This is a genomic window from Intestinimonas sp. RTP31139st1_F5_RTP31139_211217, from assembly GCF_040226735.1.
GTDB lineage: Bacteria > Bacillota > Clostridia > Oscillospirales > Oscillospiraceae > Intestinimonas > Intestinimonas butyriciproducens.
The window spans coordinates 23,970-43,538 of record NZ_JBCOAQ010000007.1 but is presented as its reverse complement, the minus strand read 5'-3'; the positions used below and the strand labels follow the sequence as shown (position 1 = coordinate 43,538).

Genomic DNA, 19,569 nt, shown 5'->3' with positions numbered 1-19,569 from the left:
CACCCCTTAAACTACCCAGTCAAGACTTTCCTGCTGGATATGATATAACTTTTCGTACAGTCCCTTATGGGCAATTAGTTCGTCGTGCGTTCCTCGCTCTACAAGTTTCCCGTTTTCCAGTACAAAGATTTGGTCGGCATCCACTACGGTACGCAGACGGTGAGCAATCATAATGACGGTTTTCCCCTCGACCAATCGGGCGATAGCCCGCTGGATCAGCACCTCATTTTCAGGATCAAGGGATGCGGTCGCCTCGTCCAGCAAAATAATAGGGGCGTCTTTCAGAAGAGCGCGGGCAATCGAAATACGCTGGCGCTCTCCGCCAGAAAGGGTGCTTCCATTTTCACCGAGAACGGTTTGGTATCCATCCGAAAGCCGCATTACAAATTCGTCACAGTAGGCCGCTTTTGCAGCGGCCATAACCTGCTCCTCTGTTGCGGCCATGTTGCCGACGCGAATATTGTTATATACCGTATCGTTGAAAAGAGTAACATCCTGGAATACAAAAGATATGCTTTTCATCAAATGCTCAGGCTCGATGTTTTTTATATTTTCTCCACCGATAGTAATTGAGCCCTTCTGAACATCCCAAAAGCGGGCAATCAGCTTGGAGATGGTACTTTTTCCGCTGCCGGACGGGCCAACCAGTGCGGTGATACTCCCCGACGGGATTTTCAGCGAGACATCCTTGATAACATCTTCCTTAGCATACGCAAAGGTAACATTCTTTAATTCAATATCGTATGTGTGAACATCCTGCTCGTTTCCCTCCATCGCGGGAGTCGTTAGAAGCATACGCATCCGTTTTGTGACTGTCCCTAAATGGAAGAGGGAGGTGAGTTGAGAAAGAATGGCAAGGATAGGGCCATAGAGTTGAGTGGAGAACATCAAAAGAACAAGCAATGGGAGTAATTCGATTTGTCCGCCCGTAATAAGCACTGTACCCACGAAAATGGCGATGCCCAAACTGGCCTGCAAAATTAAGGCGGCGGATTGTACCAACACACCAGAAACGAGTTCCGCTTGAATTGCGACCTTTTTCATGGCTAAAAGTGCGCGATTCAAAGTAGAAAACCTTTCACCGCTCAACCCGCAGGACTTGATGATCTTGATACCCTCCAAATACTCCTGAATTTGACTTGACGCTTCCAGCTTAATACCTACCTGCCGGTCAAACATGCGTATCTGCAAGTTGCGCCCGGCCCAAATAATCAGGAATGTAATAGGCATGGTAGCAAACAATGCCAGAGCCATTCTCCAGTCGAAAAAGGCCAGACAAACACAGGTAAGAGTAACAGAGATCACATTGGCAATCAATGGTGGAATGGTGCTGCTCAGCATGGACTCCATGCTCGCACAGTCGGCCATCATATTGGTGGTTATATCAGACAGGTCCCTCGAATTAAAGAAACTCATAGGGAGCTTACGCAAATGTTCTGCGATTCGCAGTCGTGTATTGCTGGCCTCCTTATAGGACGCCAAATAGGTTTTTCGGTAATCATTTCTTGCTGCAAGGAAGACCAGAAGTGAAGCTATGATGCCGACAATCAGTAATCCCCACATATTCCCCCAGGAAATGTCTTTCCCATAAAAGGGATTTAGTAATTGCCAAAACAGCAAAGTTGTTACGCCGGCAGGAAGTAGAAGTGCAATATTGGTCAGGGTGCAGGCGACGATGGCTTTTTTCAAATCAGAGTAGCCTTTCTCGGACAACAGCAATTTTTCTTTCAGAAATTTCATTCGATTGCACCCCCTTTTCCTGCGCGGATCTTCCAGCTGATAGACTCCATGTAACTATTCCACATTTGTGTGTACTTCCCTTGCCGTTCCATCAAGGTATCGTGAGTCCCTTGCTCAATCAGCTGTCCGTGCTCCATCACAAGTATCTGATCTGCATTTCGGATCGTTGATAACCGATGGGCAATCATGATAACCGTTTTATTTTGTATTAGTTTTTCAAATGCTTTTTGAATCAGATACTCGTTTTCTGGGTCACTGAAAGCAGTTGCCTCATCTAACACAATAATGGGAGCGTCCTTGATAATCGCCCTGGCAATCGCGATGCGTTGCCGCTCACCACCGGAGAGCCGAATGCCAGACGCACCAATCATAGTATGGTAACCGTCTGGCAGTTTTTCTATAAAGTCGTGACATTGTGCTGCCTTTGCTGCCTCAATCACCTGCGCTTCTGAGGCGGTCGGATTACCCATCCGAATATTATCCAAAATGCTCTGCTTGAACAAGAAAGTATCTTGAAAGACGAAACTGACCTGCCGCATAAGCTCCGCCTGTGGTATTTTGCGGATGTCTACTCCGCCAATACGAATACATCCTTCTGTCACATCCCAGAAGCGAGAAATCAGATTGGCAATCGTGCTCTTTCCGCCACCAGAAGGACCAACAATGGCCGTTACTTCGCCCTGTCTGGCTATGAAAGATACATCGTTGAGGGCTTTAACCGAAGTGCCCGTATCGTAAGAGAATGAAACATGGTCGAACTCAATGCTATGCCCCTGCTCTCTGGCCCCCACATCTTGATTTTGCAGAACGGGGATGCTCAATACCTCTTCCATGCGTTCCACATTTCCGTCAATTTGTGTGAAAGACTCTGAAATATACATGATCTTATTAAGTACGCCCGAAATAGCGGGAGCCAAGACAAGATAAAAAATAAAGGTCAAGGAATAAGTACGATAGTCCTCGGCTCCCATGCCAATAAATATCCCTACCGGAATCAAGAGCAGGTAAATATTATGGATGATTGTCGTAAACCCCGGCATACAATTTTGCCAGCCCATAGCGTACTCCAGCACAAAAGAAGTATAATCAGTGATGGATTTGCTTAGACGGCGAAAAGAATCTGCGGTTTGATTAAATGCTTTGATTTCCGGCATACCACGGACATATTCTACCGAAGCATTGTTCATATCTTCCTGCGCGGTCTGATAGTGGTGCATTTTTTCTTTGGCACTCCCATTAAAACCAAGGAATTGCACCACAAAGGCCAAGATAATTCCAAAAAGAGAAACGATACCATACCGCCAGTCAATGGCCAGCAGAAGAATTACCAGGGCGAGTGGGGCCACCAGAGAAGCAACAAAATCCGGGAACTGATGCGCGATAAATTTTTCAATGCTCTCAATGTTCTCGTCCATAATCTTCCTCATCCGACCGCTGCCAATGGTCAGATGATACCCTAAAGGGATTTCCGTAATATGGTTCGCAAAGGCCAGCTTCAGCTCATAAAGCGTTCCGAAAGCCGCCAGATGGGAACACATCAACGCGCAGAAATAAAGGATTACATTTCCGGCAATCCCCCCGAGAGCCATCCAGCCATATCGGAGAACAACGCTCATATTTGCGTTCGCCATATCGGGAAAAACTCCGATTAGTTCCCGCATTATAAAATAGATAGAAAGATACGGTAGGAAAGAGCACACTGCGGCTGCTGCGGCAAGAATGCCTGAGATAAAAACAAGGCCCTTATGTTGTGATGCCAATTCCAGACACCGAGCCATACCGGTTTTTTTCTTGCGCGTTTCTTCCTGTGCCATAAAAGCACCTCCTTATGTGCCAGAATAACAAACGCCTCTTTGGCCACAGCTCTGATACCCAATTTTGTCCAAAAGAATATCTACGGAGTGGATAGGAAAGTCGTCCGTGATTGCGCCGTTTTCCAGGCGGATAGCCCGGTCACAACAAGAGAGCGCACATTCTGCGTCGTGGGTGATTACCAGAATGGTACGCCCCATTCCGGCCAGCTTGCGGATGATTTGGCTCACATTGCGCATATTGGCGCCATCCAGTCCGCTGGTAGGCTCATCAAGAATAATAATAGGCGCGTCGTGCATCAAGGCTACCCCCAAAGCCAGTCGTTGTTTCTGCCCACCGGATAGGGTGGCCGGGTGCTGCTCGGCATACTCCTCCAGTTCCAGGGCTTTGAGAATTGTCCGGGCTCGTGCGTTGCGCTTCTCATCCGTAGGTGCCCCAGTGGTCAATTCATCAACAAGGTCTTCTCCAAATAACTGACTGTCTAAATCCTGTGGAATGTACCATACTTTGCCCATCCGCTCTCTTGGCCGGGTCTTATGACCAAACAGGAATACCTCACCGGAGTTTTCCTTCAAAAGGCCGGCAAAGATGCGCCCAAATGTACTTTTCCCTGTGCCGTTCGGCCCGATGATACCGACGATTTCTCCTCTGTGGCAGACAAAATCCAAGTGTTCAGCCACCACCGTGCCATCAAAGGCTTTATGGAGCCCCTGCGTCTCCAGCACTACTTCGTCTGTGGCGGCCGATGGCATCTGCTGAAACGCCATTTGATAGAGGTCCGGCGTCCGCAAGCCAAGCGTATGCACTTCTGCCGATGGGAGGCTCTTCATTTCTTCCCTTGAGAACTCTCGCACAATCGCACCGTGCTGAATACAGAAAAATCGGTCCGCAACATCCATGAGATAGTACAAGCGGTGCTCTGCGATTACAATGGTTTTTCCCTGTGCCTTCAGATTGCGGATAATATCCCCGAAGCGGTAGGTGGATTCGATGTCCAGATTTGCGGAAGGCTCGTCCATGACATAGATCTCCGGCTCAATGGCCTGAGCGGAGGCGATGGCTACCTTTTGCCGCATTCCATAGGACAGTGTGTGCAGGCTGTGATCCAAAAGGTCCTCAATTTTATTGTACTGGGCTGCCTGGAGTACATGGGACTGGATTTCCTCATGGGTATATCCGTAATTTTCACAGCCGAAAGCGATTTCTCCGGCTACCTCATTGGCAAAAAATTGACTCCGGGGGTCTTGGAACACATTACCTACCAGCTTCCCGCGTTCCCAGGAGTGGATTTCCTCCAAAGGTTTATCCCCTACACGGATTTGCCCGCTCAGCTCCCCCTCATAGAAATAGGGGATCAACCCATTGATTACACGGGTCAAAGAGCTTTTTCCGCTTCCGGATGGGCCAGTCAGTACGATTACTTCCCCAGCGCGAATGTCCAGTGTAACATGACTGATCTGATCGCCCCGACCACTATAAGAAAATGTAAGATCCCGAATTGCGATTTCTTTTCCCATTGTGATACCCCTTTACAGCAGAACGCAGCATACGATTCCAGCTGCAGTGCTGACCAACATGAGGAACGCGTCCAGCGGTGAGATGCGGCTGACATAGTAACTTTGCTTTTTGTAAGGACTCTCAATGCCGCGGACAATAGCCGAGGCGGAGAGCTCATCCGCAATTTTTAGAGAGCGGAATACCATAGGCACGATTGCATATTCCAGCGTATTCAATGGGTGCCGCAGGACCGTAGGTACCGACCGAAGAAAGCCTCGGATTTTCATAGCCTCCCGAACTTCTCCGAACTCCAGGATGATCGTCGGAGCAAAGCGTAGCATGACGACCAGGACCAGCATAGCCTTGGCTGGGATAGGCAGTTTCCGCAGACTGGCCGTGAGCTTGCCGGAGGGAATACGGAAAAGCAGATATGCTGGCATAGCGGGAAGGAGCAGCTTGTAGATCATGCTCAGCAAAAGCGGAGATGGAAATGATATGCTGTATTTTGTCTCCAAATATAGGCCAACAACGGTTACCAAATAGACTGTATAACAGCCGATCCCCTGCTTATATAGCCCAAAATAACAGAGAATCAAGAGTAGCCAGAAAGTGAACACCGCATGGCCAATCAGGTCTGTGGTTAGAAAACTGACCAGGCAGGAGCAGACGGTCAAAAATAAGACCGTCCGCCCATCTACCTGCTCGATTCGCTTTTGTGTCGTACCTGTTCTGTTCATCCCACAATACCGGCTTTTTGGAAGTGCTTCCGCAATAGGCGCTGACCAAACAATGTCCCGAGGAAAGTAAGTACAGCGGTAATTGCCGCTCCCAGCAGCATCAGGGCCGGGGAAGTTACCATAGCCATCTGCATTTCTAAGGTTTCAGAGGTAAATCCACTCTCCAGAGCCATTGCCGTATAGCTGTCCCATGCCCACCAGAGGGGAACAGCACAGCCGACAAAGTTACCCACGCAGTTAATCGTCCAGCCGATACGAGTTCGGAGCGGGTTGCGGTAGGTGTCTTTACCAAGCATGGAGAGTTCTGCAATAAGTCCTACCGCCAGGAAATACGGGAAGAGGAACATGTAGCCCATGACGCCTTGGATCAGGCCGTAGATACCCGCCCAGGCAAAAAGAAGACCATGCTTATTGACGCGGTTAGCAGCCACCAGGAAAAAGACTGCGCAGATGAAACCGTCAATTCCGGCTGAGCCATACAGATATACGAGTGGGAAAGGGAGTGTAAGCGAACTCATTACCATCATGATGATAAAACAAATCACCATCATAGCGGCTATTGTCATGATATCGCGTATGCTAAACTTTTTCTTTGCGCTTGGAACTGATTTCTCCATATTGAACGACCCTCCTGTAAAAATATAAATCCGTTGGTTAGCTGCGTCTAACCAACGGATTTATTATACAAGAACCGATTTTTGTTCTCTACTCCATTTCATAAATGCAGGGTCGAAAATAGCCCGAAAACTAAATGGCTTTTTGCGCAGTCCGGTAATCCTTGGGAAGCACCCCGAACACATCCCGGAAAGCGCGGGCAAACTTGCTGGCGTTGCTGTATCCCAGTGAGAGTGCGATTTGATTGATGGACTCATTACTCTCTCGAAGTTGAACTGCGGCACTATTCATCCGGTAATGTTTCAAATAAGCATATGGGCTACGCCCATATATTTGCTTGAAAATGGTCTGGAATGTAACGGTACTGATTGCCTCACCTCGTAGGAATTGCTCCAGCGGAGTACTGCGGCTTAAATCCTTAAGCATAGCTTTACGAACTCGCTTCACAATTTCAATATGTTCTCGGGCATAATAAGTGGCGGCTACACGATCTTCCTTGCGCAGTTTTGTGGCGTGGTAGAGCAGTTCCAATACTTTGATGCGAAAGTATTGGGAAGTTTCATGCTCTTTGGCCGCATACAACTCCTCAAACACATGACACATGGAGGGAGGTGTTTTACAAATATACCATTGATGGGCTGTGTCTAAGTCCTCCTCCAAAACAGAAATATCAATCTGGAAGAGGGCGAGCTGAGATCTGGTCACTTCCGTCATTGAATTTTTATCGAGCACCAAGCTCAGTCCACTACAATAGTCAAATGGGAATGAGTACCGAGCCGGCATATTCAGCATACCGTTTACACAAAATTCATCCTGCTGCAGGTGAAACACTTTGTCACCCTCAAACTCAAATTCAACCCGGCCTTCTTGATAATGCCGAATTTCCAACACATTTCGCATTTCATTCGGCTCATCAAAAATATCTGAACAGTTGAAATCCATGAAAATCAGGTCGATACCCGGAAATATGGAGTAATCATATAAAATCCCAGTACCATTACACTGATAGGAAATGACGGAACAACCCGGCTTACGGCTTATCAATTTTGCGTTTTTATCATACCAGTCAGGATGGTAGCCATTTAGAGTCGGGTCCAAATTCTGATAAATACTTCTTTGCGTCATAACTCTGTTTCACCTCTATAAGCAGAAGGGTTAGCTTTCGCTAATCATCAATGTACGCTATTTCACAAGTTCCGTCAAGATACATTCAGATTAAAACTTGGGCCGCAAAATGACCGCAAACTTAATATACAACTCTGTTTATCATATAGAGCCCTAGCCGCAGGAAGGCCATACTCTGAGGCGGCCGTGCTGGGACATCGCCGACGCGCTCATTCGAGAAACGATCCGGTGCCATACGGAAAGCATGGGCAATCTCACGCCGCACGCACGCCAGCACATTTTCCCGCTTTTGTCCGAAGTGGATCGCCGTTAGCTCCCAGATCGAGTTTTGAAACGGGGTCCCGCATTGTAACTGAGTCAAAGCAAAGAGCAAGTATTGATAGGCCTTGCTGGAGGGGCGTATTCCCATTTCCCTCAAGTACGAAGCGGCCCGGTCAGCCGCAACCTCAGAACGCTGCTTCATGGTCATGCTCCCTTTCCTATTTCGCTCGGCAGTATCAACTCTACCGATTACAGCGGAATGATATAAATAAAATTATACAAGTATAAGCGGTAAATAACAAGTGACAGCGGCCTAATACCAAAATATAATCACGCTGCCAGCGAACATTGTTTTTGAATAATCGGGTATCATCAACATAAAGAGGTGATACCTGTTGGAGGAAAGCTATATCGCAAAGCGTATTACTCAACTCCGGATGGCTCGGAATATCTCAGAATATCAGATGTCGCTGGAGCTGGGCCACAGCAAAAGCTATATCCAGAGCATTACCTCCGGAAAGTCCAAGCCATCAACACAGGAGCTATTTAATATCGCGGATTATTTCAATATGAGCCTGTCTGAGTTCTTTGACGAGGAGAATGTTGAGTCTCCCACCGTGCAAAAAGCCATTGACGCCATCCGGAAGTTGAGCGAACAGGATGCGGCCCTGGCACTGGCCATGATCCAGCGCCTTTCCCTTCCTCTGCGGGAGGGTGGAGCGGAGCAGTAAGCCGTCTCTCAATAAAAGTGCCCGAGGGGTACGCTATGCGGCGTATCCCCTCGGGCTTTTTTCATTGGCCGCGCCTGCGGCCGGAGCGTTGATTGGCTCTTTACTTAATTTGGTGTGTTACATATTGGGTGGCGGCGTCCCGCGCTCTACGGTCTCGCCCGAAAAACAATGTCCACAATACTCCCAGATACCGGAGACATCCAGACAACGCTTGAATGTGGCGTAGGTGGATCTCCATGCCCCAGTTGTAGGGTCCTGGCGCATACCATAGGGGTCCCCCATTTGCGCGCAGGCGCTGCTCATGCAGATGGGCGGCAGGCAGTTCATCGCCGCATCCACCACGGCCTCCTCTACATAGTCTCCAGGCTTTGCGGCGGCATAGTCGAAATCGTCCGAGGTAAAAACTTCTTTCCCTTGGTAGGTCATATCAAGGTGCTCCTCTCCGGTTTGTTTTTTATGCGGCGTCCCGAACTTGTTCCGCCAGAAAAGCGGGGACGCGGTTTATCAGGTTTCCTCATAGGGCGGATGGCGGTAGATCTCCATGTTGCGTGCTTCGATGTTATACACAAAATTGACTTCACGCCATCGTCCCTGAAAGAAGGGGATGCCCTCCCAACGCCCGCTACTGTCCACGGCAATAATACCCCAGCAGCTGTATTCTGGTCCGCACTCCCACCAGGCGGGAGTGCCGTCCATCTCCTGAAGCTGCGCCAGGGAGAGCGGAAGGTTTACACGGCTTTCGTCCTCATCGGAATCATAGTCTGTCCAAAGGCAGCAATGGGCACAGGCTTTCATTCCCCATCCCAGGCAGAGCGGATAGGGATTGCGTGTTTCCGAACGGTAACACGGCGGGTGCTTATCTGGATGCTTGACTGCTTGGGGGGCTTCGATGCTCGGCCTATCCTTCTTTTCCTTGTTCATCTTGCTCCTCCATTCCAGGTATTTTAAGCGGCCTTTTGATGGACGCGGAGCCCTGCCGCTCTGATCCGAAGCTCGTCCGACAGGTAGCGGAGAGAGGTAAACTCCTCGTCCAGGTCGGTAAGCTCGCGCTTTAGAATATTCTCATAATTCCGCTTCTTCTCCTCCAGGCCCTGGATGCGCATGACCCAGCGATCCATGATCTTGGGGCTCTGGCTTCCGCTCTGGATCAGGTGGGTGACGCGCTCCTCATACTCGGCAATCTCCCTGCGGACAGACCGATAGAAGGCGGCAGTCATCTTCTTGCGCTGTTTGGCGTCGTCTACAACATAAATGCTGTTGACCTCCAGCGGATCACGGTCGGGACGCTTGAGCTGGTTATGCTCCTCCAGCATCTCCACAAAGTCCTCAAACACCTGCAATCTGGCGGCAAAGTCCCGGGGAACGAAAAAGAAATGCCCCCGGCCTATTTTGACGGCCTGCATAGAGTCCACATAGTTCTCCAGTAGGGTTTCAATCTGCCGCCGGCCGGCGCAGTTCTGGTAGAGTTCAAAAAGCCTCTGCGCCTCCATACAGTACGGAAGCGGGTCGATGAACGGATCGGAGACAAGATTATCATAGGAAAACAGCTTGCTGGTCTTATTGAAGGTGATGTTGGCCAGCTTGCGGTATTCATTGGTGTCCTCATGCACGGTCTCCTTGACCAGCTCACGGGAGATCACAGAGGCGTTTCCACCTTTGTTATCCCGGCAGTACACCTTGAAGATCTGTGGGCCGCTGTCGGTTTTCACTACCCGGCGCTCGTAAATATCGCCGGTGGCGGAACGAAAAGCGTCCCCCATGGCAGTCCGATTGCTCCTGCCCTTGGGAAATCCTACGGCGTCACACAGGCTTTCCAACTCGTCCCGGTCGATCAGGATGCTGGAAAGTGAATAGTACAGCACCTTTCCCAAAACATCTCCGCCGTCCTGAGAAACGGCGGCAAAGTCTTCAAAGCGGATGGTTTTCTCATTGTTCAACATTGTTTTTTACCTCCGAAATCAAATCTTTGGTTGCCTTTTGATGGCAGGCCGCACACTCAAAGTACCGGCTTGCCTGTTCGTATTCCGTGTCCACATAAATCGTCCGGTATGTGGAAAACTCTGCCGGAGCTCCACACCAGCAGCATAAACGGTTGGTTGGCAAAGCGTTCTCCTTTCGCTGGCGGGCCCTATGCCGCTGTGGGCATGGCCCACGGCTTGTTCTGATAGACCGTCACCGTCTGATACCCCATCTGCTGATAGGCCCAGAATCGGTGCAGGCCGTCGATCACCACGCCGTTGACGCTGACAAGGGGCGGAAAGTCCACTTTGCCTGCCCACAGGAGCTTCAGATAGTATTGCGCTTTCTTCATGTCCGCAGGTTTCCCGGCAGTCAGCTGGTCTATCGGAACTGTTAATTCCTCCCACTCGCAGGTGTGGATAAAGCCGCGGTCCTGCTCGGGATATTCCTGTTTCCACAGGCTTTCCAGGCGCATGGTGATAAAGTTTGAAGTCATATCCAAAATGTTCACACCCTTTGAGGCCGCTTCATTGCGGGCCTTGTAGAAGTCGTCCACGCCCTTGAAGGTCATGTTCCAGTTCATCAGGCGTACCCGGAGATTGGGTATGCTCTGTACCGTTTCCAGGATTTTTCCCAGGGCGTTTCGCACCCGCCAGTTGACCAGCTTATCCATGTCCAGGGCAACCACGACCTCTTCCAGATTCTCCATGGACTGGAGCGCATCCTTGAGGCCGGCGATGGCCGTCACGCCAGCAAAGCAGAGAAAGAGCGCGTCGTGATCCAGGAAGCTGGCCACATCGCCTTTTAAGCCTCCCTCTGTGAGATAGGCGGTCCTGGCATGGATATTCCCGGTGACATGGATATAGGAGTAGCTGCGGGTCCCATGAGCCTTGCCGCGGCTGGAGAGCCACCGGTATTTTCGATCCGGCTTGGTCTCATCATCCAGCCGGATCTGGAGACCCTGGATATAGCCGTTCCTGTCGCGGCACGGCACCAGAAGCCCCGAATGGCCGAGGATGTTCCAGTATCCCCGGTCAACATAGAAGCCCGGGACGCCCTCCAGATTGTGAAAGTCGGAAAGGATGCCCGCCAGAAAACGCCGGGCGGAGCTGGACATGGGCAGAGTGCGGTACATGTTTTGCTCAATACGCTCCTCACTCAATCCCCGAGCCAAAAGATCGGCTTTGTGCTTGGGGGAGAGCTCCAGGTGCATGAGCATATCATAGTAGACATTGTGCCGGACGGCCAGGGAGCTGGGCTCCCGTTCCGCCGGTTTTTGTGACAGGGGCTGCTGGGGAAACCGGTAAAGAACGCTGTCCTCCGATAACGCCCGAAACGCCTGCCGGTTTGAAACCCCCTCCATCTTGGCATAGAGGGACACGCTGTTGCCCTTTTCTCCGCAGAGCACACAGCGGAAAATATTTCTGGTGGTGTTGAGAAAGAGATGGTGTTTCCCTGGCCCGTGGTCGCCGCAGAATGGGCAGGAGGCTTCCACCTCCTCCCATTCCAGCGTGCGGTCATTCAGGACAAGCCCACATCTTCTCGCCACATTCAGGATCGGAAATTCCTGATAAGAATGGCCGGAACGGTGCTTGCCCATAGGCGCTCACCGTTTTATGCGGCTTTCGGGACACCCGTATTGTCGGCCACCTGGACCTGCAGCGCGGTGCCCTTGATCACTTTGGCGATAAACACCTGCCCCGTGGGGCGAACATTGTCGATGACGGGAACGGACTCCACATCGTCGATAAAAGTCGGGTACTCGACGCCCAGCAGACGCTTGATCAGCTCCGCAACTTCCAGTCCAGCCCGAATTCGCTCGGAGTGAGACAGACAAATGTAGTCGCGGCCCTCATAGGTGAAGCGGAATACATCCTTGACTTCGCCGGTGCTCTTCACCACATCATAGAGGGTGATCGACACCCGGTTCATCCTGAGCTTAGAGAAGTTGATCTCCACCCGCTTTGAGATATAGAAGGCCAGGGCGGAAAGAAGCTCCTTCTTTTGCTGGATGGAGGCCTGCATCTGCTTGATGTCCTGCTCCTGCTTCCCCGCAGCCTCCGGAGAGGCCTGGACCAGCTTCGACAGCACCTCAATTTTGGCATTGAGCCCGGCAAACTCCGTGCGGGCCCTGTTCAGTTCCTCGATTTCCTCCTGGCTGAGCATACCGCATTCCCGGTCCAGCTCGGTGCTCTGGATCTCGCTGTGCAGGCGCTCAAGCTCTTGCTGGTGGAAATTTCGCCGTTCCTCCGCCTGTTCAAGCGCCTGTTTACGTTGGCCGCTGAGTTCCTCAAGCTCGGCTTCTCCGGCGGCAATATCGTCCTCCCGAAACTGCTCAAAAACGGTCCGCGCCTTGGCGTCCAACTCCTGGACTTCTTTGCACTGGGCGGTGAGCTGGCAGCCTTCGGCCTGGATGCGGCGCAGGGAGGCGGCAAATTCCCCCTTCACCTGCGGCAATGTCTGCTCCGTGATGGTCTGGCGGCACATGGGGCACTGCACCCCCGCCGTCAGGCCGTCGTGGATATGCTTGGTTCGCTTGAACTCCATACTGAGCCTGTGGATACGCTCCTGCGCCTGGGCCAGTGCGGCGGCATACTTGCTCTGGTAGGCGTCCGCCTTGCGGCGGGCCAGCTTCTCAGCTGCGGCGTGAATTTGAAGATCCAGGTTTGCCGTATCGGCAATCACTGGATTCTCCCGCTGTAATTCTTCATAACGGGCGTATAAGTCGGCCAGACGGTCGATCATACTGTTTCCGTCAAAACCTGTGGTGCGCTTACGCTCCAGTTCACCGATTCGCTCCTGAAGCTGTGTATGCCTTACCTGAGCTTCCATGAGCTCCTGTGCCTGCTCCTTCTGTTGAGAGGCGTGCAGGTCAATCTGCCCCTGGATATAGACCATATCCTTTTCTATGTCGGTCACTTGTTCGCGCAGCTGCTTGGAGTAAGCCTCCGCGGATAGAAACTCCTGCTTTTCCAGCAGTGCCCGCGTCTGGTCGCTGAGCTGAGCGAGAACTTCCGCCTTGGGCACCTCCGGCAGATACCGCTCCAAAAGGTTGCGGCCCTTACTGCCCAAAACATTGATAAAGTATTGCGGGTTGAACATCGACAGGAAAAGATCGCGCTCTCCAAACATGGTGGTGAGATCCCCCTGGCCGATGCGGACACCATCCAGCGTGATGTCCATTTTGTCATCCTTGCGATGGCGGGCGAGGGTCCGAAGTTTGCCGGACTCATCCTCAAACTCCAGCTCTACCAGCAAATCACGGGTATCCTGATGATAGAGGTAGTCAATCTTCGCGCCGGCATAGAAGCCTACGCCGGTGATGGCAAAGGCGATGGCGTCGGCAATGCTGCTTTTCCCCACGCCCATATGGCCGGAGATCACATTCATGCCGCCAAACTGAAAGGTCTTCTGGTCCGCATATCCCTTAAACCCGCTGATTGTAAGCCGGGTCACGCGGAATTGCTTGATCGGTTGGATCATTTGATTGCCTCCTTACTTATGCGGCCTGTTCTGAGCCCAGGTCGAGGATCTGGTATGCCTCCAAAATATAGAAGGTGACGCCGTTGCTGTGCTGCGTGGAAAAATTCGCGTTTGTCAGGATCAGTCCCGGCGCAAGCCGGCTGTCGGCGCCCCGGGTATATGCCTGAAAGACCTGTCCCGCGCTGTCCCTGACCTGGACGCTGGTGCGGCTGTTTCCGCTCATCGTCGGCTTGAGGACAGCGCCGGTCACCAGATAGCACCCGGCCGGGATGCCGGAAGCGGAGGTCTGGCCTTGGGAAGGCTGTCCCTGCATCTGAGGGGCTTGCTGGGGCGGGCGCCCGGGCTGTGCCTGCGGCGGCTGCGGCGGAGGGGTTGCGCCCTGCCTCTGAGGGGCAGGCTGTCCGCCCTGCTGGCGGGGACGGCCATTGGGATCGGCAGATTGGCTCCGGGTGTGATGGCCCTGTTTGTCCTGTTCGCCGGGGTGGTCCTTTTTCTGCTGGAGTGACTGCACCCACTGATCATGGACGGCGTCCAAGGTGGGGCGTTCGTCGTTGCAGATCACATACCCTTTTCCCCTCTGCTCAATGGAGACCCATTTTTGCGTCATGCCGTAGAGATACCGGCCGATGCCCCACTCAACCGCGGCCCGCTTCATACTGTCGCTGAGGCCGCCCTTGACCGATTCAATATCGCTGTCATCGGCCCCGTCCCATTTGGTGATCCACGCCTCCTGGGACGGAAAATAGATGGAAATGCCGCACAGCTGGGCGCTCTCGCCTTTCCACGGCACAAAATCATTGTGCCAGCCGTCGATGCCCACTGTGCTGTCCAGCCGGGTTTGGATGGCTCGGTTGGTCACATAGGGCACTGCCAGGCCGCTGGTCTTTGCTGAATTGGTCGCGGAGATCCGCCACTCAATGTCGGCGCTCTGAAAGGGGGCGGAAAGGGCCGCCCGAAGTTCTTCCGCTGATTTGTTCCACATGATATTCGCTCCTTTAGGCCCGTTGAATAAACTCGCCGAGCGTTTCCTTTTTGGGGATGAGAATGTCCGAATAGTAGTATTCGGGGTCTTTGTCCTTCAGATGCTCCATGAGTTCCCGATATTCCAGTCCTAACTTGTTGTTGGAGCTGCTGTAATAGTGCATGTTGTTCGGAATACTCAGGAGAAACGCTGGAAGGTTGTGTGCCTTGTGCGGCTTTTTATAGATTGGCAGCGTGTTGGCTCCCACGCAAAGGCTCCCGCTTTCGCGGCTCACATTGGAAAATGGATAGTAGTACATGGGTGTCTCCGGGGTCGGGATTTCATCCGCCACCACCCCAATCCGGCAATGGGATGCTTTCCCCTCTTGATTGAGCGAAAAGCCAAATACCAGACGAGGGATCGGGAAGTGGGGATAGGGCGTATCGTAGACCGAAACATCGGCGTACAGCCTGGGGTGCCAGAGAACGAAGCGTTTTACCGTCTCGCTTTGATAGAGCGAGATAGTATTCAGCGGCAGGAAACCGCTGTGATAGCCCTCGTCTGCTGTCCGCAGGCTGTCTTTGAAGCACCGAAGCAGATCTTCCTCGGTGATGCTTTTCCGGGAGAAGACACCTTGCGCGTCCTCTTCCACGGTGATTTTGCCCTCATTGGGCGAAATGCGGATCATAATGTCGTTGCTGGCCTCCATTTATGCCGCCTCCTTTTGCTTCAGCGCAGGCTGAGAAGGCAGGGCAATTACTTTGCCCGCCGGCTTCTTCAGCTCCTGTTCTAATTCCCTGATTCCGCTCTGGCAGGCGTCCAGGATGTCGCACAGAGCCTTCGGAATCTCATCAAAGGAGTAGAACTCCTCGAACAGAAAGAGCAGGAGTTTGGGGCTTTTCCGCGCCTCCGAGCCGTCTACCCAAAGGTAATCAAAGTTATAGTTGCTGAGGCGCATAGCACTGTGGACCGCGTCCTCCAGCTCCCGCGCATAGGGGTTTTCAATTCGGGTTATCCCTCTTCGGGATTCATATTCCCGGCACAAAGCATGAAACCTGTCCAGCAGCGGGTCGCGCAGAACATAGACCTCACGATCCGGTTCATACGCATGATGGGAGACCTGCTTTCCGCACTGCTCATAGCACTTGGTATTCTGAAATACGCTCTCACAGGCAAACCGTTCCACCATGCACTGATTATCCCAGGTGATCTCCGTGCAATCTCCAAGCATATCCATGAGCCTGTTCAATTTCCCGTGGCTCTCCAGCACTTTTGCCATGTTTAAGATCCTCATGGCTGCGTTCAAAGTATCTTCGTCCATGTCCGGCCTCCTATAAAAACGCTCTGGTTTTCACACAAGACGGCAAAATGTCGGAAATCCGCCTGTTGATGTGGCGCATCGTATTACAAAGATTTTCCCGCCAGTAATAATAGTCGAGGATTGTGAACGGGTCCTCTTCGTCGAACTGATCAAAGTCGATTTGCTCCAGCCGGATGGGCTCCTCACCCTCCAGTTGCGGAAGAACTGTGTCCAGCAGGTAGGGGTTTAGCTCCTCGTCGAAGTGCGGCTCATGTTCCTCCGTCTGTCTGAGCTGTTTATGGAGTTCGCCAAGGTCTAACACTTTCCTCATCGCGCTGCTTCCTCCACTGGCTGAAGCTCAGCCACACAGAGAGCATAAGCCTCCGGATTGGAGAGGATCTGCCGCTCCTGCTGCTCATTGATGTAGTTGGAGCCAAAGCCTAAATAGTACAGACCCGCAGCGGCGGTAATATCGTCGGAAAAGAAACGCTGGGCAACATCCATCTGCTTATGCAGTTCAGGATCAGAAGAACGAAACGCCATGACGGTCAAAGTCGTTTCTTCATCAGGATGGAACTGACCAACTTTTCTGCCCAGAGCTCGAATGGCCTGAGTGCGGCTCCTGATCTCCTCCTCTTGATTTTCCCTGGCATGGAAATAGCAGAGCAGAAACTGTTCGGCTTCTGCACCGCCCAAAGCGACGCCGAAGGGCAGGTGAAGCGGCTCTCCATAGGGGGCTACCGCGGGAGAGAAACGGGAGCAGACACCTCCCAGAAGCGGCTTCATGCGTTCCGCCGCCTGCGACCAAACCGCCGCCCGCAGCGGGACGGCTGATGGGTTGCCTTGCACGATTTTCTGTGCATCAGGGGAAAGAGGCACAACAATGGTAAAATAGTTTTTTTCGTTCATATCACTTTCTCCTTTAAGTCAGCGAGCGGAAACCGCTCGGCGTCAGGATATTGAAGATCATCCGGTTGGAAATCGTCTCCCGTATCTCGGTGGAAATCAGGCGCCCATGGGGCCCCCTGTTTTCATCCGTGACGGTGTGCTTCTCTTTGATGATCCGGCCCTTGACGATATGCGGATAGTCGCACTCCATCAGTCCGTTGATCAGGCCGGAGCCGCCGATCAGCCCCACCTGTCCGATAGACAGGGGCAGGGGCGGACGCTTGATCTCGCTGTCCAGCCGGCTTTTGGCAAACAGCCGGTCAAAGCCGGTGGAGTTTGCCAGCTGGCGGGCCAGCTCGTCTTCATTGAACACAGCCCCCCGGAATGTCTCCACCTTTTTGGAGACTGCCGGGAGCTCATAGCAGGCCTTGGGCAGAAGGTCGGCGGTAGGTAAGGTCTCCGGGTGCTCCGCGGCGGAGCACAGCGCCTCCGCATCCTGTTCCGCCTCCGTCCGTCTGCGGCGCACGCCTGTGACGACCACCTGCTTAAACTGCTTGAACTCCCTGTCCAGGAAGCGGTGAATACGCACCTGTTCAAAGTTGTCACAGATGATGCCGCACAGATCTGCCGTCAGGCGGTAATAGGGGACAATGTAGATCAGAAGCCCGCCCATCATAAGAAGGGGGATGCTCTCAATCAGAAACCGCTTTTCGTCTCTGCTCCGTCCTCCATTCTCAGACAGGACAGACAGATAGGGCGGATTCAGGAAAACGGCATGAAAAGCTCCTGGGCTGATATTGGAGCCGAAGAAGCTGCCGAAGCCGACACGGTACAACTGCTGCTGTGCCTGTTCCGCCCGGTGGTCATCCAGTTCAATGCCGTAGCATTGGCTGTCCGTCCCCAGGGCGAGCCGGAGCAGGGCGTCCCCTGTTCCACAGCATGGGTCAATCAGGTTGGCCGTGTTCTCTGCGGGAAAGACAATGCTGTTGGCGATATACCCCACATGAGTGAGGTCCGTGGGGTAATGCCCCAGCCGGACATTGTTCATCAGGCGCCCGATGATTGAGGCGTCTGTGGTCTGATGGTCTGGAAGCGCGTCCGCAAACCGCTTCAGCACTTCGGTCAGTTTGGAGTAGTCCGCGGTCATCAGCGGAAAGGCTGCCAGTTGCTCCGCCAGCTTTTGCGCGGCAGGGGCCAGCGGATTCTCCAGCTCCATCAGGAAAGGCCGGGTCGCACGGATCTGTTCGACCAGATAAGTGCGCTGCCGCTCCAGCAGGCGGTACAGTTCAAATGCCTCCGCCTTTTTCTGGCCGGCCAAAAGCCCGGCAACCTGAGCCCGATAGGCTTGCAGGCCCTCCGAAATCAAAGTAATGGTACCGGCAAGCTCGCCAAGCTGTTCCAGGGCATAAAACCGCTGGGAAGGGGGCTGGCTTTGAGGCTGTGCCTCGTTTACCTGCTCCATGTTTGATCACCTCCGTGATTTAGCCAGAGGGGGACCGCGCTCCGCACAGTCCCCCTCTGCTTTCAGTGCCTACGCGGCACGGTTTGTAATAACAGGGTTTGCCGTTTTGCACGGCTCTTTCGGCCCATATCGGCCGACACAGCGTTTCAGGCGAAAAACGCCTGACTGGTCTATGTAGCCTTGGGCGCACAGCTCCCGGACCCGGGTTATCCCCATGGCGGTCACCTCCCGGCGCTGCCGGATGATGATGTTCTCCATAGGTCACGCAGCCTTGGGGAGGGTAGACGCGCTATCCTCCCGCGGAGTCAGCACAGTCTCCTCCTGCTTTGTGATACGCAGGGTGTATCCGCAGTCTTTCAGGAGACGGTACATGGCCTTGAGCCGCTTGAACTCGAAATCCTCTTCCAGGTCCAGATCCATTGGCTGGGTAACGGGCTGAGACTGAAAATCGCCGGCCCGCTCCGGCTTCGGCTGTTCCTGCTCCGTATCGGTGCTTTCCGGTGCCGGGGCCGCAACCTGGACATACGGGGCGTCTACCGGAATACGGTGGATCACGGACAACCACAAGCGGCGAAAAAAGCCCGCCACCAGGGTGCCGACGATCCCGCGCTTTTTCTCCGGAAGCGTGATAACATCATCGGCCTTGAGGGTACCGATGTTGTGCTTTGCCATGGTCAGCTTGGGGACCTCCACATACTCCGCCTCCAGATAGCAGGACACAGTTGCGGAGCCGGACAGGACGATCTCAGCGGCGCACACACGCTCAGCGGCCATGGTTTCTCCATTCATCGTGGCGCACTCAATATCCATCTCCGCCACATGGCGGACGGAAACTGTGCCGGCTTTCAAAATGCCCTTGCCGGAAATGCTCCGGGCGTGCAGCGTTCCGTCCACGATCAGCGTGCCGTCATTGACGATGTTCTGGCAGTACAGGGTCTCGTAATGCAGGGTTTTCCCTTTGGGAATATACAGGTTTTTCATTGTGATCGCTCCTTTTT

Annotated in this window: 21 protein-coding genes; 1 reads left to right on the top strand and 20 read right to left on the bottom strand. The window is 52.9% G+C overall.

Annotated elements, in window-relative coordinates; genetic code table 11:
• Nucleotides 1-6: 6 nt before the first annotated feature.
• The 7 genes from ABUA09_RS07140 to ABUA09_RS07110 all read right to left on the bottom strand — a co-directional run bounded on the left by ABUA09_RS07140 (nucleotide 7) and on the right by ABUA09_RS07110 (nucleotide 7,995).
• Nucleotides 7-1,740 (bottom strand): ABC transporter ATP-binding protein, encoded by a 1,734-nt coding sequence (locus ABUA09_RS07140; protein ID WP_009259455.1) that lies wholly within the window; start codon nucleotides 1,738-1,740, stop codon nucleotides 7-9.
• Nucleotides 1,737-3,554, bottom strand: a complete 1,818-nt coding sequence (locus ABUA09_RS07135; RefSeq protein ID WP_009259456.1) for an ABC transporter ATP-binding protein — start codon at nucleotides 3,552-3,554, stop codon at nucleotides 1,737-1,739. Before ABUA09_RS07135 ends, ABUA09_RS07140 begins: the two co-directional genes overlap by 4 nt.
• A 12-nt stretch (nucleotides 3,555-3,566) precedes the next feature.
• Entirely contained in the window at nucleotides 3,567-5,069 is a 1,503-nt protein-coding gene (locus ABUA09_RS07130) for an ABC transporter ATP-binding protein (protein ID WP_009259457.1), read from the bottom strand.
• Between the two features lie 12 nt (nucleotides 5,070-5,081).
• On the bottom strand, nucleotides 5,082-5,786 hold the full coding sequence (locus ABUA09_RS07125) for an energy-coupling factor transporter transmembrane component T family protein (protein ID WP_009259458.1): 705 nt from the start codon (nucleotides 5,784-5,786) through the stop codon (nucleotides 5,082-5,084).
• Nucleotides 5,783-6,403: an MptD family putative ECF transporter S component gene (locus tag ABUA09_RS07120; protein WP_009259459.1), complete on the bottom strand. Its 621-nt coding sequence runs from the start codon at nucleotides 6,401-6,403 to the stop codon at nucleotides 5,783-5,785. Before ABUA09_RS07120 ends, ABUA09_RS07125 begins: the two co-directional genes overlap by 4 nt.
• Before the next feature lie 130 nt (nucleotides 6,404-6,533).
• Nucleotides 6,534-7,526 (bottom strand): helix-turn-helix transcriptional regulator, encoded by a 993-nt coding sequence (locus tag ABUA09_RS07115; protein WP_009259460.1) that lies wholly within the window; start codon nucleotides 7,524-7,526, stop codon nucleotides 6,534-6,536.
• 121 nt (nucleotides 7,527-7,647) lie between these two features.
• Nucleotides 7,648-7,995, bottom strand: coding sequence for a hypothetical protein (locus tag ABUA09_RS07110; RefSeq protein ID WP_009259461.1), 348 nt, complete (start codon nucleotides 7,993-7,995; stop codon nucleotides 7,648-7,650).
• A 187-nt stretch (nucleotides 7,996-8,182) separates the two neighbouring features.
• Between ABUA09_RS07110 and ABUA09_RS07105 the strand changes: the two genes are divergently transcribed.
• Nucleotides 8,183-8,518: a helix-turn-helix domain-containing protein gene (locus ABUA09_RS07105; protein ID WP_009259462.1), complete on the top strand. Its 336-nt coding sequence runs from the start codon at nucleotides 8,183-8,185 to the stop codon at nucleotides 8,516-8,518.
• A 117-nt stretch (nucleotides 8,519-8,635) separates the two neighbouring features.
• On the opposite strand, the gene ABUA09_RS07100 is transcribed toward ABUA09_RS07105, so the two are convergent.
• From ABUA09_RS07100 to ABUA09_RS07040, 13 genes are all read right to left on the bottom strand, one after another.
• Nucleotides 8,636-8,944, bottom strand: a complete 309-nt coding sequence (locus ABUA09_RS07100) for a hypothetical protein (protein ID WP_009259463.1) — start codon at nucleotides 8,942-8,944, stop codon at nucleotides 8,636-8,638.
• A gap of 78 nt (nucleotides 8,945-9,022) precedes the next feature.
• On the bottom strand, nucleotides 9,023-9,439 hold the full coding sequence (locus ABUA09_RS07095) for a hypothetical protein (RefSeq protein ID WP_009259464.1): 417 nt from the start codon (nucleotides 9,437-9,439) through the stop codon (nucleotides 9,023-9,025).
• A gap of 23 nt (nucleotides 9,440-9,462) precedes the next feature.
• Nucleotides 9,463-10,458 carry a DUF6744 family protein gene (locus ABUA09_RS07090; protein ID WP_009259465.1) on the bottom strand — a complete coding sequence of 332 codons (996 nt, stop codon included), beginning with the start codon at nucleotides 10,456-10,458 and terminating at the stop codon, nucleotides 9,463-9,465.
• A 188-nt stretch (nucleotides 10,459-10,646) separates the two neighbouring features.
• Entirely contained in the window at nucleotides 10,647-12,077 is a 1,431-nt protein-coding gene (locus ABUA09_RS07085) for a hypothetical protein (RefSeq protein WP_009259466.1), read from the bottom strand.
• A gap of 14 nt (nucleotides 12,078-12,091) precedes the next feature.
• Nucleotides 12,092-13,960: an AAA family ATPase gene (locus tag ABUA09_RS07080; protein ID WP_009259467.1), complete on the bottom strand. Its 1,869-nt coding sequence runs from the start codon at nucleotides 13,958-13,960 to the stop codon at nucleotides 12,092-12,094.
• A gap of 16 nt (nucleotides 13,961-13,976) precedes the next feature.
• Nucleotides 13,977-14,942 carry a Rad52/Rad22 family DNA repair protein gene (locus ABUA09_RS07075; protein ID WP_009259468.1) on the bottom strand — a complete coding sequence of 322 codons (966 nt, stop codon included), beginning with the start codon at nucleotides 14,940-14,942 and terminating at the stop codon, nucleotides 13,977-13,979.
• A 13-nt stretch (nucleotides 14,943-14,955) separates the two neighbouring features.
• On the bottom strand, nucleotides 14,956-15,630 hold the full coding sequence (locus ABUA09_RS07070) for a hypothetical protein (RefSeq protein ID WP_009259469.1): 675 nt from the start codon (nucleotides 15,628-15,630) through the stop codon (nucleotides 14,956-14,958).
• The gene (locus ABUA09_RS07065) at nucleotides 15,631-16,242 is read right to left on the bottom strand and encodes a hypothetical protein (protein WP_009259470.1); all 612 of its coding nucleotides are present in this window, start codon (nucleotides 16,240-16,242) and stop codon (nucleotides 15,631-15,633) included.
• 10 nt (nucleotides 16,243-16,252) lie between these two features.
• On the bottom strand, nucleotides 16,253-16,552 hold the full coding sequence (locus ABUA09_RS07060) for a hypothetical protein (protein ID WP_009259471.1): 300 nt from the start codon (nucleotides 16,550-16,552) through the stop codon (nucleotides 16,253-16,255).
• Nucleotides 16,549-17,130, bottom strand: coding sequence for a hypothetical protein (locus ABUA09_RS07055; RefSeq protein ID WP_009259472.1), 582 nt, complete (start codon nucleotides 17,128-17,130; stop codon nucleotides 16,549-16,551). Before ABUA09_RS07055 ends, ABUA09_RS07060 begins: the two co-directional genes overlap by 4 nt.
• A 13-nt stretch (nucleotides 17,131-17,143) precedes the next feature.
• Entirely contained in the window at nucleotides 17,144-18,571 is a 1,428-nt protein-coding gene (locus tag ABUA09_RS07050; RefSeq protein WP_009259473.1) for a DUF6094 domain-containing protein, read from the bottom strand.
• 69 nt (nucleotides 18,572-18,640) lie between these two features.
• A complete protein-coding gene (locus ABUA09_RS07045) occupies nucleotides 18,641-18,829 on the bottom strand; it encodes a hypothetical protein (protein ID WP_021632142.1) in 189 nt (62 codons plus the stop codon).
• A gap of 3 nt (nucleotides 18,830-18,832) precedes the next feature.
• On the bottom strand, nucleotides 18,833-19,552 hold the full coding sequence (locus ABUA09_RS07040) for a hypothetical protein (RefSeq protein ID WP_009259474.1): 720 nt from the start codon (nucleotides 19,550-19,552) through the stop codon (nucleotides 18,833-18,835).
• Nucleotides 19,553-19,569 lie beyond the last annotated feature (17 nt).

Bases quoted from the DNA above. Each gene is read 5' to 3' on its own strand.
- ABUA09_RS07140 (WP_009259455.1), bottom strand. From the start codon at position 1,740: ATGAAATTTCTGAAAGAAAAATTGCTGTTGTCCGAGAAAGGCTACTCT.
- ABUA09_RS07135 (WP_009259456.1), bottom strand. From the start codon at position 3,554: ATGGCACAGGAAGAAACGCGCAAGAAAAAAACCGGTATGGCTCGGTGT.
- ABUA09_RS07130 (WP_009259457.1), bottom strand. From the start codon at position 5,069: ATGGGAAAAGAAATCGCAATTCGGGATCTTACATTTTCTTATAGTGGT.
- ABUA09_RS07125 (WP_009259458.1), bottom strand. From the start codon at position 5,786: ATGAACAGAACAGGTACGACACAAAAGCGAATCGAGCAGGTAGATGGG.
- ABUA09_RS07120 (WP_009259459.1), bottom strand. From the start codon at position 6,403: ATGGAGAAATCAGTTCCAAGCGCAAAGAAAAAGTTTAGCATACGCGAT.
- ABUA09_RS07115 (WP_009259460.1), bottom strand. From the start codon at position 7,526: ATGACGCAAAGAAGTATTTATCAGAATTTGGACCCGACTCTAAATGGC.
- ABUA09_RS07110 (WP_009259461.1), bottom strand. From the start codon at position 7,995: ATGACCATGAAGCAGCGTTCTGAGGTTGCGGCTGACCGGGCCGCTTCG.
- ABUA09_RS07100 (WP_009259463.1), bottom strand. From the start codon at position 8,944: ATGACCTACCAAGGGAAAGAAGTTTTTACCTCGGACGATTTCGACTAT.
- ABUA09_RS07095 (WP_009259464.1), bottom strand. From the start codon at position 9,439: ATGAACAAGGAAAAGAAGGATAGGCCGAGCATCGAAGCCCCCCAAGCA.
- ABUA09_RS07090 (WP_009259465.1), bottom strand. From the start codon at position 10,458: ATGTTGAACAATGAGAAAACCATCCGCTTTGAAGACTTTGCCGCCGTT.
- ABUA09_RS07085 (WP_009259466.1), bottom strand. From the start codon at position 12,077: ATGGGCAAGCACCGTTCCGGCCATTCTTATCAGGAATTTCCGATCCTG.
- ABUA09_RS07080 (WP_009259467.1), bottom strand. From the start codon at position 13,960: ATGATCCAACCGATCAAGCAATTCCGCGTGACCCGGCTTACAATCAGC.
- ABUA09_RS07075 (WP_009259468.1), bottom strand. From the start codon at position 14,942: ATGTGGAACAAATCAGCGGAAGAACTTCGGGCGGCCCTTTCCGCCCCC.
- ABUA09_RS07070 (WP_009259469.1), bottom strand. From the start codon at position 15,630: ATGGAGGCCAGCAACGACATTATGATCCGCATTTCGCCCAATGAGGGC.
- ABUA09_RS07065 (WP_009259470.1), bottom strand. From the start codon at position 16,242: ATGGACGAAGATACTTTGAACGCAGCCATGAGGATCTTAAACATGGCA.
- ABUA09_RS07060 (WP_009259471.1), bottom strand. From the start codon at position 16,552: ATGAGGAAAGTGTTAGACCTTGGCGAACTCCATAAACAGCTCAGACAG.
- ABUA09_RS07055 (WP_009259472.1), bottom strand. From the start codon at position 17,130: ATGAACGAAAAAAACTATTTTACCATTGTTGTGCCTCTTTCCCCTGAT.
- ABUA09_RS07050 (WP_009259473.1), bottom strand. From the start codon at position 18,571: ATGGAGCAGGTAAACGAGGCACAGCCTCAAAGCCAGCCCCCTTCCCAG.
- ABUA09_RS07045 (WP_021632142.1), bottom strand. From the start codon at position 18,829: ATGGAGAACATCATCATCCGGCAGCGCCGGGAGGTGACCGCCATGGGG.
- ABUA09_RS07040 (WP_009259474.1), bottom strand. From the start codon at position 19,552: ATGAAAAACCTGTATATTCCCAAAGGGAAAACCCTGCATTACGAGACC.